Consider the following 17409-nt stretch of genomic DNA (forward strand, 5'->3'; position numbering starts at 1 on the left):
TAACTGTTTAATTTATAATGAATTGATATGGATCCTGTTTAAACTTTTGTTCTAATCGCTTTTTTGTCATCTCGAGGAACGAGGGATCTTCGGACGAAGATTATTCAATCGGCTCACCCGGAGATCCCTCGTTCCTCGGGATGACAAAGCACGAGCAATTAGTGCTCAATTATAGAAAGTTTAAACAGGTTCGAATAATTGGTTATCAGTAGTTGAGTTGAACGGGTTATTTTCCAAACGATAAGAGAATGCCAATATCCAGCGAAAAGTATTTATTGTCAGGTTGAGGAATGGTTTGGTTGGTAACAGAAAGATTATCTAAAAAAGGTGGGTGTATGTGCTGAATATTATAACTCAACCCTGCATTAAGTCCAATGTGTCTGGTTACGAAATAGGCTAAACCAAGCGTAGGCGCTAAGACCGTTGAATAGCCTGTCGCTTTTGATTCGCCATTAAGGAATAATCTGGAATAGCTATCCGTATGATTATAGCTGTAAGCTACGCCTAGGTAGGGTTTTAAGGGCGCTTTGCCAAAATAGTAATTGATGAAAGGTGAAAGGCCATAGCTCAATTGATACATTTTAAAGTCGGGTGATTTCAGGTATGTCGTATAGTAACTAACCGGCACCCCCGTGCCAACCACCAGATTGTCAATTGGGAAATAACCAGCGGTTGGGGTAATACTGCCCGAAAATACTTTTTGAGAATATTGCCCTTCATTCTGGTACTTAAAATTACCGGCCTGCGTACCGATTAGCCAGCTTCCTTTCGAAGTCTGGGCCTCAGCCAAGGAGCAAATAGCAAGTAGGATGAACGTAAAGTGGATCGTTTTCATAAGAGTAATCTAGTTGTCTTCGGTAAATTTGAACAATTAGTTTGCCACTTCTTGTATTGTTTGTTTAGTCAAAATAGAATGGGTTTTCATTTGATGGTTTGTCCATTTTTGGACAACTCCCGTACGCAATTGGACAGATTTAACCACCCTAAATTGACTTCCAATTCGCGATAGACAAAGTATTACTTACCTTAGTTAATCTAAGTTGTATGTCACAAGTTTGTTTCGAGGGCATAAGCCAGCAAAAACAACACGATTTTAATTAGAAACCCCGCTTCGGTAATGGCATGAATCTTCTTGGGAAATCGCATCGTAATCTGGCTAAATGCCTGCTCAATTCGCTGACGAAGTTGCTTTTTGTAAGCAGCTTCCCAAGCTTGATCGGGGCGTTGGCTATTACGCTTTCGTTGTATTTTCAAATTAATCCCCTCACTGTCAGCATACAAATCCTCCTGCTCGTAATCGGTGTAGCCCGAGTCCCCATAGACTTCGCTGCCCGCTGGCAACCTCAAATGCATCATCTGAAGCGCCGTCACATCCACATACGAACCCGGCAGAATAAAAAACTGAACCGGTTGCTTGTCACGGGTGGTGATGAGTTGAACACGAAAGCCAAAAAAGAATCGACGCTTCGACGCAATCTTTCCTCGATACTCCTCGCCTTTAACCAACCGCGAGCGGCCAATGCGGATGTTGTCACAAACAGCAACAGGAAACGAATCAATCAGATATTCTCCGCTCAAATTGAGTGTTTTGAAAAACTCAGCCAGATAGTAGAACAAGGCACTCAGAGTGGTCGCCAGGCGATGAAGGCGACGATTAAATGCCGACTTTTCAAGCATAACAACACCCTGTTTATCAGCCATGTATAGCATAGCCGAAGCTTGATTTCCACCAAAGAAACGGGCCGATATGAGGGCGGTTGTCAACACAATACTGTCGCTAACTTTAGGGGTTGTCTGGGGTTTTACACTCCCCTGATTTTTGCCCACTTCGATGAAATAATCATCCGCACCGGCGGCCCGGCAAAAAGCAATAAATTGCCACTACTTTCTCAGACATAGCTGGTTAGATTTACCTCTGTTTTCGCACTTCAAAGGTAATCTGGCTTATGCTATGTCTGTTTGTTTTTAGGGGTTCGCCTATCAAATCAATCCCCTTTCATGCAACTTAGATTAGTTACGTTTAGAAACTGATTGTGGCCTTAAGATTTTATTTTCATATAATACGCTTTAAAATGGGCCATTTGTAAAACAGAATTTAACTCGAATTTTAGTACTTTAACGTGAACTATGAGATTTAGGCGTTGATTATTAGCTAATTAAAGTGCCATAGGCACGAAATGTTGGTAGAAAAATTGGCCTTCAGAGCTAACTGGCGTGCCGTAGGTACGCAAAATTGGTTCAGGTCGCATACCTACGGCACGCCAGTTGCTCTGAAGGCCAATTTTTCTACCAACATCCGACGGCAGCGGCCGACCGTCGCTACGCGGTCAAAAATCCCATAGTTTGCGTTACTTTAGCTAAACTACAAGAGGTTATACACCAAAAGATGGATAGAATACAGCTAAGACTATTTGCCTCTAGAGCATTACTCTTTAATGTCCTTAGCTGTACTCGGTTTATTTTTGTTGAGTTTAAATCAGGTCATTTGTTGCTACGAATCTATAATGATCGAGAACTCACTGACGATGAGAAAGATATATACTATGCAGTCTATGGAGAGTTAGAAGGCGACTTTACCGGGTCGATATGTGGTGAGGTTGATTTACAGGTAACTCGAGCACCTTTCGAGCAAATTGACCAGACTGGTGAACTAGTTTATGCTAGATATGAAGCGACTTAGATTGACCTCATCAATAAGTCGATTGAAATAAAAATCAGTACTAACTAGACAGAGTGTTTGCCAGTGTACTAATCTGGTTTTCTCAGCCCTAACAAAGCTATTATGGCTATTCTTTACCCCCAATCTGATAAGTTATACCTGCCTGGGCCTGATAACTACCGTAGCCAAATCGTACATTGGGCGTATCCACCATATCCTGCCAATGAAGAGCGGCATCGACTCGAAATCTAGAAACTGCGCTTATACTCAAGCCTGCTCCAAAGGAACGGGTGTAAGTCGGAAAGCCAGTGGTATAAGTTGGGGTTATTTTGGTACCATTCGGTCCATCAACCTGGAGTATACCCGAAGTATATCCCCTTCCGATTTGAAACGAAGCCGTCAAATACGGAGAAACCCTAGTCTGGGTAAATTGATACCGCACTATTGGGCCCAAGGTAGGCGTGATTATTTGGAAGCTTAGCGGCTGTTGTTGCTGCATATAGGTTCCACTCAAGCCAATCAACAGTTTATCCACAACAAAGTAACCGCCAAAGGCCTGGAAAATTAGATCGTTCTTTGTCGTGTTCCTCGTATTAAGATTTCCTTTGGCAAAAGCGGTTTGTAAACCAACCAACCAAGTTCTTTTTTGGAACAACCGATTGACTCCTTGAGTGTTTTGTGCAAAAGCCTGGATAGAGAGGGTCATTAAGCCCACAAGTAACAGTTTTTTCATAAACAGATTGAGTGTACGTATATGACAAAAATAGTAACAATTGATTAGACCAAATAGGATGACTAATGGTTGGAAATAATGCGGCTAAATTTGTTGAATAATTTGGCTTATGTAAGTCAAAGTACCAAACGTCAGGCAAAAACTTATGTCTTACCCATCTCACTTTGCTGGTGGTGGAAGCGTTTATCCGGGCAGGTCCATTGCGTAATTGTTCAATACCCTTCATCCAGAACGAGATAGTAATTCCTAAACGCAGTTGATTGGTCAGATTGTTGAAGCGTTACGGCCAATAATTCGACATGGGTATATGCATCAAATTTGACAATCCGGCTATCGGTAACCTGTTGTTGCTGGCTTGCAGCCTGATCATTCACAAAGGCCAGTGCTTCTTCCCGTGTGTCGAAACTGCCGAGCAGATTTCCTAATTCAAGAACGGGTTCCTGATCGGGAAGTTCGCCGTTGATGTTGGAGATAGGGGAATCGATGGGTTCTGAAGAATCAGTGAGGGAGGTGTTATAGAGTTCGATAGTCATCCGTGCGAAAAGTAGGTATGAACGGATAACTATTTTCAAGCCATTTTGATAGACATGCTTTAAAAAAGGAGCGAGTTCGGGTACGATTTGCTTCTCAATTTAAGACTTTCCTTTGTCATGCTGAGGAACGAAGCTACAACCTGAGCGTTCTTTATCTTTGAGATGCTTCGTTCCTCAGCATGACAAAATTGGTGTTCGATGATAGGTTTAATTCTACCAAAAGGCTTGGTAAGCGGAGACCGTAACCATTATTTAGCTACCCGTTCGTACTTTAACAGCTTACTGGCCCATGGAATAAAATACTGGAAATTTGGCGCGTCGGTATGGCCACCGTTATGCTGTCGCCAGGAGAGTTCGCCGTTCATTAGGCCGGTCAATACGGGGGGCATTATGTCTTTGTTATACTCACTATTGGCGCTTAGGTCTTTAGCACCCAACAACTGAAAAACCGGTCCGGCCGCTACGGTTGCTTTGTAACTACCCAGTTGATCGAGCCATTTGGCATCGCCTTTTTCGGGGATACCGTAGCTGACGTAGGTAGGTCTTGGTGCACAAAGAGCCAGTAGCTCGTGTGAGTCGACGGGAAGGTCGCAGCCGGTTTTAGGCCCCAGCGATGATTCCGAAGCCGCATATTTCAGGTAATTACCGGCCATCCAGTGATATCCTCCGCTTCCAGCCAGGTTTTCGACGGCCTCCCCAAAAATACGCCGTTGCAACGTGGCACCGCCTTTTCCTGAAGATCCGATCAACACGACGGCAAATCGCTGGTCGAAAGCCATCGTTACCAGGGCTGCTTTACCATAGCGCGAAACGCCCTCAATGGCTACCTGTTTGGCGTTTACCTGTGGGTCGGTTTCCAGGTAGTCCAGCACCCGCGAGGCTCCCCAGGCCCAGGCTCGTAAGGCACCCCAATCCTCTGGCTTTCGCGGTTGCCCTTTGTTGGCCAGCCCAATAATACCTCGGGTAAGGCCAGCGCCGTTGTCGGCCTGAATGCTACCCGGTTCCAGTGTGCAATACCCCCAGCCAGCCGCTAACAGTTGCTCGGTCGGTGGTGAGTCGCCGTTGGGTGCGGGGGCAAAGAAATTGGGTCCGGGCAGCCGGGTGATGGGTGAATAAGCCGGGTATTTATCGAAGATGGCTTTTAGCTCCGGGTTGCTCCTGATCATCATCTCCTTAAACGCCGTATTGATCTTTTCCATCTCGGGCAGAGAAGGCTGAGCCGGTGCCGGTAGGGTTGGGAAACCCAGCATAATCATGACGGGTACTGGGCCCTTTACATGCTGCGGCAACACCAGTACCATGTTGATGTTCACATTGATCAACGGGTATTCGCTGTTATCGACCCGGCCAGTCATGTGCCGGGCAATCACCGGAATACGGCTTACAAATTCGTTATCGGTAACTTTCGCTGTCCAGGTAACTTTCGGAACATTAGCCGGGACTCGACCATATATTTCCCGCTCAAAATCGTCAATGATTTCAGGGCGACGAACGCTCCACCATTGCTCCGGTGTCGTTACTTTCTTCCCTTTTTTAGTGGTTAGTACATCGGGTAGCTGCGGGCAGGGATTGGCCTGCGACTCATCATAATTGGCATGATTAGGATCTGATTCATTGCCACTTGGCCCCGGCCTTAATTTTTTGATGCCCAGTTGCTGCATCATGTTGCCCTGATCCTGCTGAGCCGTCATTGTTTTCAGCGGAGGGTACTTGCTGCTGTCAATAGCAGCTTGTTGGGCAATGGCCGAGCCGGGAAGGCCCATCAACAAAAAAAGAGTCAGATGTTTCGGCATATACGTAGCGGTTTAGGAAGATTAATTATCGGTTCGGAACGGCGAAGCGGGCAGCCCTTCTTTGTTATATAGGTTCGGATTTACGGGATTGTCAGCCCAGGCGTATCGCACGTATTGGGGAGAAGGTACTTCGTCGCTCCACACGACCACTTTATCGCCTTCGATTTTGGCCTTTGCCCACACGAATTTTTTGTCGCTGCCCGCAATGGCAAACTCGCCCAGGTCTTCGCCATCATTGGTGATCAACCCACCGCCAACATTCGTAAAGCGGATGGTTATCGTATTGCCGTCGACTGTCGAAGCTTGATACAAGGGACCTGAGGAAACCAGATTTTCGTGGTAAGCCGTTTTCAGGGCAGCTAAAGCCAGCCGTTCGCCTACCGACTTCTTTTTGTCAGGGTGAATATCGTTCCATTCGCCCAGATCGATGGCCACGACCATTGCCGTGTTGGGTACCGACAAGGCCTTGAGTTGCCCTTCCCGCAGGATGGCCCAGTTACTTTCCGACGGGAGGTAGTTGTAGTCCATAAAGCCCGGAAGCTGGATGAACAGAAAGGGTAGCTCTCCCTGTTGCCACTGATTTCGCCAGTTTCTGATCAAGGCTGGCAACAACGTGAGGTATTGCTCTGGTTGCCCAGCGTTACTTTCGCCCTGGTACCAGCAGAATCCCTTGATGGCGTACTTGATTTCGGGCGCTACCATCGCATTGTACAAGGCTGCTGGCTGGTTCTGAGCGGCAATGCCACCACCAAACGGCCCTTCAATAGGTCGGTAAACGGTGCCGACTTTATACTGCCAGGTCCCTTTTAGGTCAACCGTATCGGCTCCCGCGAAAACACAGTACGGCTTGTCAGGTACAAAGCCCCCTTTGCCGGTCGTATTCGTCACCCGCACCACAAACACGTTCTTTCCGGCTTTCAGCAGATCGGCCGGAACAGTATACCGACGTTGTGGGTACTGATAGGTGGTTCGGCCCACCGATTTGCCGTTAATGTATAGCTCATCCGCATCGACGATTCGGCCCAGAAAGACTTTGCCCGATTTGCCAATCATGGATGCCGGGATGTCAACTTCCCGACGGTACCAGACCACACCGTTCAGGTCTTTTAGTCCCTGGTCTTCCCAGAAACCCGGAATATTGATGGGCCGCCAGCCTTTTGGCGTGTAAGCCGGGTCATACCATTTTGTGGCTCCGGTCAATCCTAAATCGATAGGAGGGGCAGGGCGGTTGGTTGGTTGTCGGCGGGTAAGGCTATTTATATAGGTGGTGTCTTTATTCCTCTCAACAGCGGCTTTGAGGGTAGAGAAATCCGTCAGGCCGTCTTCGCTCATCCAGGCTTCGATGGGTGTACCGCCCACACTGGCGTTTATAATGCCGATGGGTATGCCGTATTTTTCGTGAATTTTTTTGGCGAAGAAATAAGCCACAGCCGAGAAAGGCCGAACATCTTCGCCTACAGCAGCTTTCCACTGGCCATTAGGCAGATCGCTCTGGGGAGCTTGTAGATTGGTAAGCGTTGGTATCCAGAACTGACGAATTTGCGGGTAGTTGGCCTTCGCAATTTCGCTGGCATAGGTTACGTCATGGATGTTGAGCTGGTGTACCATGTTGCTCTGCCCGCTACAAAACCAGACATCGCCGATCAGAATATCCTTTACAGTTAGTTGGGTACTGCCCACAATGTCCATAGTGTAGGGTCCACCTACTGCTATGGGTACTAGTTTGACCTGCCATTTTCCGGCGGCATCGGTGACGGTTTTATAGGTTTTACGGTTAAAACGCACCGTGATTTTTTCACCCGCCTTGGCCCAGCCCCAAATGGTCAAGGGCGTGTCGCGTTGTAAGACCATTCCATCGCTGATCAATCGCGGTAAACGAAGCTGAGCCTGTACAGGTATTGTCAGAAGATACAGCAGACAAACGGTTACTAATTGTTTCATTATAAGTATATTACCTGATTAGGTAGTTTCTGCAATCGGTTGCAGAGATTGCGTGAAAAATAGAACCAAACTAAAGCGGATGTATGGTTTGGTTCTATCGGTATTCGAGTTCAAAAAGCATTGTTGGCCTGTTTACTAACTATTCATTTTTCTCTAAATTCTATGAACGACGAATAACAGGTAATGACAGAATGTGTTAGTGCCAGAAAGTTCATGCAGTTGATAACAGTAGAATCTAATGTTTTCTGGTCGCTAATAGCAATAAACACCTAACCAGACGTCTGTTTTCCCAAATGTTTCCAAAATTGATGTTGTGTTTTGCATACACCTGGCCGTCGGTTAAAGACTGTTGGGTAGTAGGAGCATGACGAACTTCCTTTTCGATTACGTTCGGCGACGATTTTCAACAAACGGACGCTGTTATTGGCAAACCGGGTATCTATTAATCGGGCTGAGCTTGTCTGGGTTACCCTCCTGGAGTCAATCCCTGACGCTGAATCAGGTGGTGGAGCAGAGCATTCGGCAATACCCGTTCCTGAAAGCGAAGCAGGCCGAAATCAGTAGTGTCGAGCGTCGGGTACAGGCCAGTCGGACCGAGTTGATGCCGATTATGCTGCTCCAGCATCAGTATAACTACGCCACTAGCAACAGCCTGAATGGTTCGTTCTTTCCCAATGAAAGCGTCAATATCTCGACATCAGGTGGGGTGCGGCCTGTGGCGGTTTCGCAGGCCAGTTTTGGTAGTTTTTCTACAGCTTCCATCGAATGGCGGGCTATTACGTTTGGGCGAGTTAAGGCGAATATTGGCGTTGCCGAAGCTGACCTGCAACGGAGTCAGGTCGATTACGAAAATGAAATCTTCCAGCATCAGGTGCGAACCATCGATGCCTATTTGCTGCTGCTAATCAACCAGAAATTAGTCCAGATTCAGCGGAGTAATCTGGATCGGGCCGAAACCTTCAAACGAGTAGTCGATTCGGGGGTGCGGTCGGGCATGCGAGCGGGTGTCGATAGTTCACTGGCAACCGCAGAGGCCGTTCGGGCGCGATTGCTCCTGCTCGAAAGTCAACAGCGTGAGCAGGTACAACGGCTACGGCTTTCTGAGCTGACCGGTTTACTTCAGGCCAATCTCCGGGTCGATAGTATGCGTTTCTACGCCGATCTGCCTAACGATTCTTTTCTGTCTGATTCGATTTCTCCCAAAAATCCAACCCTTCGGCTATTTGAGTCGCAGATCAATCTGTCGGCAGCCCGAAGTCTGGCTACGCAGCGGTCGGGTATGCCTATGATATCGCTCGTAGGGGTAGGGAATGCGCGAGGTTCGGGCTTTTCCAATCAGGGAGATATTTTTCTGAGTGATCAGATTAATGGTCTGGGCTACCAGGTGGGTAATTACCTCGTTGGAATCGTGGCACGCTGGAACTTAACCAATATGATACGCACCAGACGCGATTATCAGGCCGATCAATTTCTGGTGGAACGTTCCCGACAGTTATTGAATACGCAACGCTTACAGATTACCCGCCAATATCAGGAGGCCGATACGCAATATGAAGTGGCTTTAGAGCAGGCTCGTCAGGCTCCCATTCAGTTACGTGCTGCCCGACAGGCGTATAATCAGGCCAAATCCCGTTACGAAAGCGGCCTGACAGATTTGCCAACGCTTCTACAAAGTGTTGTGACGCTCAACCGGGCTGAAGTTGACGGTTATGTAGCCATTAGCAATGTCTGGCGTTTCCTGCTCCTGAAATCAGCCGCTGAGGGTGATTTGTCCTTGTTTATGAATCAGGTAAAATAATGTCTATATGTGTTTAGTGAGGTCAGGTTCTTAAACCTGACGAGGGCGGTTTCTCAAAACCGTATGAGTAACATATATAAACGGTTTCTCAAAACCTCATCATGTCGGGTTTAAGAACCCGACACCACAATATGAAACACTAAAAAATTATGTATAACATCATTCGTTCGGCGCTACGAAAACCTATTTCGGTGGTGGTAGCGGTTATGGGGCTTCTGTTTTTCTCAATCATGTCGCTGTTTACCATTCCGGTCGACATTTTCCCGAACCTGGATTTACCAACGATTTACGTTGTGCAGTCGTATGGTGGTATGTCTCCAGACCAGATGGATGGGTTCATGGCGACGCGTTACCAGGATCACTTCCTGTATGTGTCGGGTATCCGCGACGTCGATGTAAAAACGATTCAGGGTCTATCGTTGATCAAACTTTCGTTTTATCCTGGAACGGATATGGCGCAGGCTGCGGCTGAGGTGGCCAACAACGTGTCGAGGGCTAAGGCGTACATGCCGGAAGGTACCGTGCCGCCCCAGGTTGTCCGATTTGATGCCAGTTCGGTGCCGGTGGGGCAGCTGGTTTTTGAAAGTCCGAGTCGCTCCCTCAATGAAATTCAGGATTATGCCTCGTCGCGGGTGCGGCCCATGTTCTCCCGGATTCCAGGCGTATCCAGTCCACCACCATTTGGCGGAAACCAGCGATCCGTCGTTATCAAAGTTAATCCGCAACTGGTCCGTAGTTATCAGCTAACACCTGAGGAGGTGATTAAAGCCATCGTAACGAACAACCAGCCGTCGCCTGCCGGTAATATTCGGGTTGGCGATAAAACCCTGATGACACCTGTTAACTCGCTGGTTAAACGGCCGGAAGATTTTCTGAACATACCTATTCGCGTTGGCTCAGGACCAACGGTGTTTGTGCGGGATATTGGTACTGTAGAAGATGCTGCCGATATCACCGTTAGTTATGCACTCGTCAATGGCCGGCGGGCGGTTTATATTCCCGTTGTCAAAAAGTCGGACGCATCAACGCTTGATGTCGTCAACAACCTTCGCAAGGCCATGCCCGAATTGCAGGCAGCGGTGCCCGAAGATGTGAAAATTTCGTACGAGTTCGACCAATCGGTTTACGTAACCAATGCACTGAAAAGCCTGGTATCCGAGGGAATTCTTGGCGCTGTGCTGACCGGGTTGATGGTACTGCTCTTCCTGCGCGACTGGCGTAGCGTAATCATCGTGGTTATGACCATTCCGATCTCGATTCTATCGGCAGTTATTATGCTGAATCTGTTTGGCCAGACGATCAACATCATGACGCTGTCGGGCCTGGCACTGGCTATCGGGATTCTGGTCGATCAGGCCACCGTGACGATCGAAAATATTCACCAGCATCTGGAGATGGGCAAGCCTAAGGCTGTAGCGATCTGGGACGCTTGCAAAGAGATCGTATTTCCCGAATTCCTGATTCTGATGGCTATTCTGGCCGTATTTGCCCCGGCTTTTGTCATGAGTGGGATACCGCGCTCCATGTTCCTGCCACTATCGCTCTCAGTAGGATTTGCTATGATTGCGTCGTTCCTGCTTTCGCAAACGTTCGTGCCCGTTATGGCCAACTGGTTGTTGAAAAGCCATCCCAAGCACGAAGCCCCTACACTGGCACTCGATGCACAGGAACGGCATATGATTGAGGAAGAAGGTGAGCACCCTGCCGCTAATGCGAAAGGGTTTGAGAAATTCAAACAGCGGTATTCAGCAGCGCTGGATCGAATTCTGAATCGACGTGGTCTGGTCGTTGGCGGGTATCTGATTGGTAGTCTGGCGGTTATTGTTGCCTGTTTCATGGTTATTGGAACCGATATTCTGCCACACGGCAATAGTCACCAGTTTCAAATGCGTCTACGTATTCCCGACGGTACGCGGGTAGAGCGCACTGAAGTTGCTATGTTGAAAGTGCTTGGGATTATCAAGGAAGCGGTAGGCGGTGAAAACCTTGACATTTCATCGGCTTATGTCGGTACGGTCCCATCCAGCTATGGTACATCCAATATCTTCGTCTTTAACAGTGGTCCGCACGAAGCGGTATTGCAGGTATCGCTGAAAGAGGATTATCATGTTAAGATGGATAATCTGAAGGAAGAACTGCGGAGACGAATTGCCAAGGCTTTACCGACGGCTGCTATTTCGTTCGAGCCGATTGAGCTGACCGAAAAGATTATGAGCCAGGGTGCCAATACGCCTATCGAAGTGAAGGTAGCGGCCAAGAACCTGAAGGAAGCGGGGCGGTTTGCCAATAAGATTCGGGAACGAATGGCAAAAATCAACTTCCTGCGCGATGTACAGATCGCTCAACCGCTGAATTATCCTATTCTAAACGTGACTATGAATCGCGAACGGGCTGGCCAATTGGGCGTTACATCCACGCAGGTAGCCCGTTCCATGGTGGCAGCTACCTCGTCGAGTCGGTTTACGGACAAAAATCTATGGCTTGACGAATCGAAAGGGCTGGCCTATCAGGTTCAGGTGCAAATTCCTGAGTATCAGATGGGCAGCGCCAGCGACATTGGCAACATTCCGCTACGTAGTGGTGAAATGCGCCCGGTATTGTCGGATGTCGCTACTTTTTCGGAAGGAACCGCACCAGGCGAATACGACCGCGCTGGCCCAAATAACCTGGTAACCGTTACGGCTAATTTACAGGAAAAGGATTTGGGTTCGGCTCGTAAAGCCGTTGAACAGGCTATTAAGGAAGCAGGCGAACCACCTCGTGGCGTAATCGTGGAAATGGGTGGTCAAACCAATTTGCTGACGGATACCCTAAGTAGTCTGCAAACGGGCCTGCTCGTGGCCATCGTGATTATCTTCCTGTTGTTAGCGGCTAATTACCAGTCGTTTAAATTGTCGCTGGTGATTCTGGCTGCTATTCCAGCCGTGGTTGCCGGATCGCTGCTCATGTTGCTGGCCTGTGGCGCTACGCTGAATCTGCAATCCTATATGGGCCTGATTATGTCGGTGGGCGTATCGGTCGCCAACGCCATCCTGATGGTGACGAATGCCGAGAATTTACGGCTCGAAATAGGCCATACGCGCAAAGCTGCTGTTCTGGCGGCTAATAGCCGGATTCGCCCGATTCTGATGACCAGTATTGCGATGATTGCCGGGATGATCCCAATGGCATCGGGACTGGGCGAAGGTGGCGATCAGATCGCTCCATTAGGTCAGGCCGTAATCGGGGGGCTCATCACCTCTACACTGGCCTCTCTGCTGATTCTACCCTGTGTATTTACGCAACTTCAAGGGAAAGCGACCACGCAGTCCGTATCACTCGATCCTGAAGATCCCGAGAGCAAATATTATCATCAGGAGCAACAGGAATTGAGTCACATAGCCTAACCGTCATCCATCAATCGTCTTTAGTCAAAGGAAACCGACATGAATCCGTCAATCATAAATCGTTCACAAATTAACCCGCGACGCAATTATTCGCTCTTTCAACATCCATTGCGGCACTCTTTCAACATCCGTTGCGGCACCCTCTCGCTCTTTGTTCTTGCCGGAATGACCGCCTGCTCAACGGCTAGTAGTGATAACAAGACATCTGGAAAGACTGAAAAAGCGCCTGAAATACAACAGGTGGGAGTGACAACTGTACAGTCGTTACAACCTAGCAAACGCGTCATGCTGCCGGGTGAACTCAAACCCTGGAATCGGGTTAGTGTTTACGCAAAAGTGAAAGGCTTTGTACGGGACATCCCAGTCGATCGGGGAACGATTGTTCGGAAAGGGCAGCTCCTGGCACGACTCGATGCCCCTGAAGTAATTTCGGAGCTGAGTCAGGCACAGGCGCAACTACAGGCGCAGGAGGCCACGTTGGTCGAACAGACAACCCGCGCTCGGGCAAGCCGACAAATCTATAACCGACTGCTACAGACCGCCAAAATGGAAGGAGCCGTATCGGCCAACGAACTTGAACAGGCACAGGCTAAAATGCAGGCCGATAGCGCCATGGTAGCCGTCGTTCGGGGGACGGTACAGGCTTCGCGCTCGAATTATCAGGCGAAGACCGAACTTCGGCAATACCTGACCATTACCGCTCCGTTCGATGGCATCGTGATCGAACGGAATATCAGTCCTGGTGCGTTGGTCGGTGCGGGCGATAACGGCAAACCGCTGTTTGTTCTGGAAGATAGTCGTACGCTACGCCTTACAGTGGCCATTCCTGAAACATTTGCCAATCAATTACCTAAGAATAGCTCGGTTTCGTTTACGGTCAACGCCATGCCGGATCGTCGGTTCAATGCGAAACTGGCCCGTTCAGCCCAGAGTTTGGTCGAGGCTAATCGGTCGATGATGGCGGAGTTTGATGTGCCTAATGCGTCGCACGAACTGAAAGCGGGTATGTATGCCGAAGTTCAAATGCCTATCGAGCGTACTTCTAAAACCCTATTTGTGCCGACAACCTCGGTAGTTAGCTCCAGCGAAAAGATGTTTTTGATCAAGGTTCAGGACAATCGGGTGCAGTGGGTATCGGTACAGAAAGGCAATGTGATCGATAGCCTCGTTGAAGTGTTTGGCGACGTTCAAGCGGGGATGACCATTGTGAAAAAAGCATCCGAAGAAATCCGGGATGGCCAGGAAGTGAAAGCCGTTCAAAAGTGATTTCAGCTATATACACAACTCTTGATGAAGTACGTAAATACAGTGTAATTTAAGTTTTCTGTCATTCCGACGAAGGAGGAATCTTCGGGTAAGGGAGAAAAACTATACTCATCCGAAGATTCCTCCTTCGTCGGAATGACAGAAAACAATCAAAGACTTAAATTACGGTGTAGTAAATGCTAGTATACAGGGTATTCAATACAACAGAAATGGCTTCATTATCTTTTCCCACATCGCGCAAGTAGTTAACGTTTGAGCGGTTTCTCGAAAGGAAGCTAATGGTTGCTTAAACAAGGCTTCTGAGTTTGGCAATCCCAGAAGTTTGTCCAGATGATGCTTTCCTGTTGGATTCACGTAAGTAGGGTAGGGAGCCCAGTTGAATTCGACCGGATGACGGTCGTAAACGAGCTTAATAAAGAGCATTCCAGATAAAACGGCATGAAAGACAGCCGCATCTGTAACGTGGAACATCACTCCCTGACATAACTCACCAGCGTATTTGCCACTTTGGGGCGTAAACGTCAGGGCACGAGCTATAACGCCCGGAATCACCAGCTGATTAAATCGATCAGTCAGCGTATAGGCATCCAGCCAGGGAGCGCCAGCTAGTTGAAACGGTGTAGCGGTTCCGCGACCTTCACTCAGATTGGTAGCTTCCAGCAAACCTAATCCCGGATAGAGTAACGCTGCTTCAGGATTGACCATGGCTGGAGAAGTTGGCACAAACGAGGATTGCCAGTCACGACTAAACGCCGTTCGTTGCCAACCTTCGACGTTAACAACAGTGAGCGATAAGTTGGGAAAACGTTGGTGTTGCCAGTACTGGGCCAATTCGCCAAACGTGCAGGAATGCCGCAACGGAATAGCCCATCGGCCAATGAATGATGAACTGGTGGCTTCGTCGAGCATAGGGCCTTCAACCAGATCCATACGCCCGGAAAGAGGATTTGGACGGTCGAGTAGAATCAACGGTTTATGGTATTGGCAACAGGCTTCCATGACGTATGTAAGCGTCCACAGGTAGGTGTAAAACCGGCAGCCGATGTCGGGCAAATCCACGATGACAACATCAATATCGGCCAGGTCTTCTTCTGATGGCTGGAGTTTTGTGCCATATAAGCTGACAATAGGTAGGCGAGTCAGCGGGTCGGTTCCGTTTGGCATAAGCTGACCATCGTCGCCAATCGCATCCAGACCATGTTCGGGTGAGAATAGTTTTCTAATTGGAAAACCCGCCGAAATCAGGGCTTGCCGGGAGGGGCTATACGATGCCGTAGTGGCAGCCTGATTAGTTACAAGAGCCAGCCGTTTAGACTGAAAATCAGTTGCCTGCTGTAGAAAAACATCGATGCCAAAGCGAACCATATCGCCAGAATTAAAAGGGAATTTCCGAAAGGTCTGAACTGCTCGGGAAGTTTACAAGGCTTTGGTCTGAATATGCTCAGGCCGTGGGCCCACCCCCACCATATAGGCCGGGAATCGCCGGAAAAAAGGCACATGCCGAAGCAGCCAGAAAAAAATGGAAGGAATAATGGTTGATCGGGTTGTAGACGCATTGATCAGTCGACGGTGAATAGCAAGTTGCCCGGACTGAATCACCCGAACCGGCCACAATCGTCGTCGCTGAATTCGATCCATGTCAGCCAAACTAACAGGACCGTTAAGCAATGATGCCGTTAATTGATTCGCCGTAGCGACAGCATCCTGAATGGCCAGATTAACCCCGACACCACCCGCTGGCGACATGGCATGAGCGGCATCGCCAATGCAGAGTAATCCTGGTTTGTACCATTTTCGAAGCCGATCAATTTTGACCGTCAGCAAACTGATTTGATCCCATGATTTTAGCTCGTGTACATAGTCGCCTACAAATGGAGCGAGGGAGCGTATACTATTCTGCAACGCAATCAGCCCATGTTGTTTAACCATGTCGAGTTGCCCTTTGCGAATCAGGAAGCCACATTGAAAATAGTCGTGTCGGTCGATAAGTACCATAAACTTATCGCCTTTTACGTATCCTAACGACTGCTCGCTCAAAGCCGGATCTTTAGGGATTCGCATCCAGAGCACATCGATCGGAACGCCAAAATCCTGAACCGGCAAGCCTGCTCGTTCCCGAATGGTGGAATGACGGCCATCTGTACCAACCACTAAATCGGCCTGTATGTCTAATTTACCCTCTGGTGATGTAGCACGGACACCCGTAACCGTTCCGGCCGTATCAATCAGGTCAGTAGCTTCCGTTTCCATGTAGAGGTGAAACGTTGGATACTGTCGGGCTTTTTCGGCCAGAAAGTTGAGGAAATCCCACTGGGGCATGAACGCAATGAACTTACACTGCGTAGGCAGATGGGCGAAGTCGGCAATGGGAATGGTCTGGCCTTCGAAGGTGACCTGAACGGCCCGAAGTTCCTGGTGAGACAATTTTAGAAATTCGTCCAGTAAGCCCAGCTCTACCAGTAGCTCCAGCGTGGAAGGATGGATTGTATCGCCCCGAAAGTCGCGCAGAAAATCCTTGTGTTTTTCCAGAACAACGACCTCGACGCCAGACCGGGCCAGCAGAAAACCCAGCATCATACCAGCCGGACCACCACCTACAATGCAGCAGCGTGTTTGTATGATTTGTGGTGTTTGCTGAGTTTTCGTCATAATTTTCAGAACAAATAATTCATAGTCAATTATTTACTTCATGGCCTGCATTGATTGAACGTTCGTATAAAGTCATGTTGTTGGACTGATATAACCTCTGACGGTGTTCAATTATAATCAAAAACCTTATTCACGTATGTCTGTTAATTCTGCTCGACCTGAAGATTTGCTGTTCGATGCCGCTCGCAACGGCGATGTTCGTTACCTGAATCAACTCATTGATAATGGCGTAGAAGTAAACATCCAGAACGAGCAGGGGTTTACTCCGTTGATCCTGGCTACGTATAGTGGTCACCTGGACGCCATACGGGTTTTGCTGGATGCTAACGCTGATGTGAATATGCAGGACGTAAGCGGCAATACAGCGCTGATGGGCGTATCCTTTAAAGGTTATTCTGAGGTTGCCCGTACATTACTTGAGAGTGGTGCCGATTTGAATCTGCAAAATGTAAATGGCAGTACGGCCTTAATGTTCGCTGTCCTTTTTGGCCGTAATGAGCTCGTTAAACTCTTACTGGATCACGGTGCCGATGCATCTATTCAGGATGGTCGGGGATTAACTGCCCGTGAACAGGCGATTCAGAAGGGCAATGAGGAAGCCTTGCAATGGTTATAAGGAGTAATCAAGTTTGCTAAGCAAGGAGTTAAGGT

General features: G+C 48.4%; 11 protein-coding genes and 1 pseudogene. 4 read left to right on the top strand and 8 right to left on the bottom strand.

Features of this window, described 5'->3' with window-relative positions:
* Nucleotides 1–226: 226 nt before the first annotated feature.
* From ACYVFD_RS20910 to ACYVFD_RS20935, 6 genes and pseudogenes are all read right to left on the bottom strand, one after another.
* On the bottom strand, nucleotides 227–835 hold the full coding sequence (locus ACYVFD_RS20910) for an outer membrane beta-barrel protein (protein ID WP_461092447.1): 609 nt from the start codon (nucleotides 833–835) through the stop codon (nucleotides 227–229).
* A gap of 212 nt (nucleotides 836–1047) precedes the next feature.
* Nucleotides 1048–1897, bottom strand: a pseudogene (locus tag ACYVFD_RS20915) (IS982 family transposase).
* Nucleotides 1898–2786: 889 nt separating this feature from the next.
* The gene (locus tag ACYVFD_RS20920; protein ID WP_461092448.1) at nucleotides 2787–3392 is read right to left on the bottom strand and encodes a hypothetical protein; all 606 of its coding nucleotides are present in this window, start codon (nucleotides 3390–3392) and stop codon (nucleotides 2787–2789) included.
* Between the two features lie 212 nt (nucleotides 3393–3604).
* Complete coding sequence (locus tag ACYVFD_RS20925; protein ID WP_461092449.1) at nucleotides 3605–3925, bottom strand: hypothetical protein; 321 nt, start codon at nucleotides 3923–3925, stop codon at nucleotides 3605–3607.
* A gap of 248 nt (nucleotides 3926–4173) precedes the next feature.
* Entirely contained in the window at nucleotides 4174–5718 is a 1545-nt protein-coding gene (locus ACYVFD_RS20930) for a glucuronyl esterase domain-containing protein (RefSeq protein WP_461092450.1), read from the bottom strand.
* 21 nt (nucleotides 5719–5739) lie between these two features.
* The gene (locus ACYVFD_RS20935) at nucleotides 5740–7659 is read right to left on the bottom strand and encodes a sialate O-acetylesterase (protein WP_461092451.1); all 1920 of its coding nucleotides are present in this window, start codon (nucleotides 7657–7659) and stop codon (nucleotides 5740–5742) included.
* Nucleotides 7660–8023: 364 nt separating this feature from the next.
* Here ACYVFD_RS20935 and ACYVFD_RS20940 point away from each other — a divergent pair, with 364 nt between their 5' ends.
* The 3 genes from ACYVFD_RS20940 (at nucleotide 8024) to ACYVFD_RS20950 (ending at nucleotide 14109) form a co-directional block, all read left to right on the top strand.
* A complete protein-coding gene (locus ACYVFD_RS20940) occupies nucleotides 8024–9457 on the top strand; it encodes a TolC family protein (protein ID WP_461092452.1) in 1434 nt (477 codons plus the stop codon).
* A 149-nt stretch (nucleotides 9458–9606) separates the two neighbouring features.
* The gene (locus ACYVFD_RS20945) at nucleotides 9607–12843 is read left to right on the top strand and encodes an efflux RND transporter permease subunit (RefSeq protein ID WP_461092453.1); all 3237 of its coding nucleotides are present in this window, start codon (nucleotides 9607–9609) and stop codon (nucleotides 12841–12843) included.
* A 108-nt stretch (nucleotides 12844–12951) separates the two neighbouring features.
* Nucleotides 12952–14109: an efflux RND transporter periplasmic adaptor subunit gene (locus tag ACYVFD_RS20950; RefSeq protein WP_461092454.1), complete on the top strand. Its 1158-nt coding sequence runs from the start codon at nucleotides 12952–12954 to the stop codon at nucleotides 14107–14109.
* 195 nt (nucleotides 14110–14304) lie between these two features.
* Here the strand turns inward: ACYVFD_RS20950 and ACYVFD_RS20955 are convergent, their stop codons facing one another.
* Entirely contained in the window at nucleotides 14305–15474 is a 1170-nt protein-coding gene (locus ACYVFD_RS20955) for an exo-beta-N-acetylmuramidase NamZ family protein (protein ID WP_461092455.1), read from the bottom strand.
* A 51-nt stretch (nucleotides 15475–15525) separates the two neighbouring features.
* Nucleotides 15526–16758 (bottom strand): FAD-dependent oxidoreductase, encoded by a 1233-nt coding sequence (locus tag ACYVFD_RS20960; RefSeq protein ID WP_461092456.1) that lies wholly within the window; start codon nucleotides 16756–16758, stop codon nucleotides 15526–15528.
* A 136-nt stretch (nucleotides 16759–16894) separates the two neighbouring features.
* Between ACYVFD_RS20960 and ACYVFD_RS20965 the strand changes: the two genes are divergently transcribed.
* On the top strand, nucleotides 16895–17374 hold the full coding sequence (locus ACYVFD_RS20965; RefSeq protein ID WP_461092457.1) for an ankyrin repeat domain-containing protein: 480 nt from the start codon (nucleotides 16895–16897) through the stop codon (nucleotides 17372–17374).
* Nucleotides 17375–17409: the final 35 nt, after the last annotated feature.

Source organism: Spirosoma gilvum, from assembly GCF_054776815.1.

Bases quoted from the DNA above. Each gene is read 5' to 3' on its own strand.
- ACYVFD_RS20910 (WP_461092447.1), bottom strand. From the start codon at position 835: ATGAAAACGATCCACTTTACGTTCATCCTACTTGCTATTTGCTCCTTG.
- ACYVFD_RS20920 (WP_461092448.1), bottom strand. From the start codon at position 3,392: ATGAAAAAACTGTTACTTGTGGGCTTAATGACCCTCTCTATCCAGGCT.
- ACYVFD_RS20925 (WP_461092449.1), bottom strand. From the start codon at position 3,925: ATGACTATCGAACTCTATAACACCTCCCTCACTGATTCTTCAGAACCC.
- ACYVFD_RS20930 (WP_461092450.1), bottom strand. From the start codon at position 5,718: ATGCCGAAACATCTGACTCTTTTTTTGTTGATGGGCCTTCCCGGCTCG.
- ACYVFD_RS20935 (WP_461092451.1), bottom strand. From the start codon at position 7,659: ATGAAACAATTAGTAACCGTTTGTCTGCTGTATCTTCTGACAATACCT.
- ACYVFD_RS20940 (WP_461092452.1), top strand. From the start codon at position 8,024: ATGACGAACTTCCTTTTCGATTACGTTCGGCGACGATTTTCAACAAAC.
- ACYVFD_RS20945 (WP_461092453.1), top strand. From the start codon at position 9,607: ATGTATAACATCATTCGTTCGGCGCTACGAAAACCTATTTCGGTGGTG.
- ACYVFD_RS20955 (WP_461092455.1), bottom strand. From the start codon at position 15,474: ATGGTTCGCTTTGGCATCGATGTTTTTCTACAGCAGGCAACTGATTTT.
- ACYVFD_RS20960 (WP_461092456.1), bottom strand. From the start codon at position 16,758: ATGACGAAAACTCAGCAAACACCACAAATCATACAAACACGCTGCTGC.
- ACYVFD_RS20965 (WP_461092457.1), top strand. From the start codon at position 16,895: ATGTCTGTTAATTCTGCTCGACCTGAAGATTTGCTGTTCGATGCCGCT.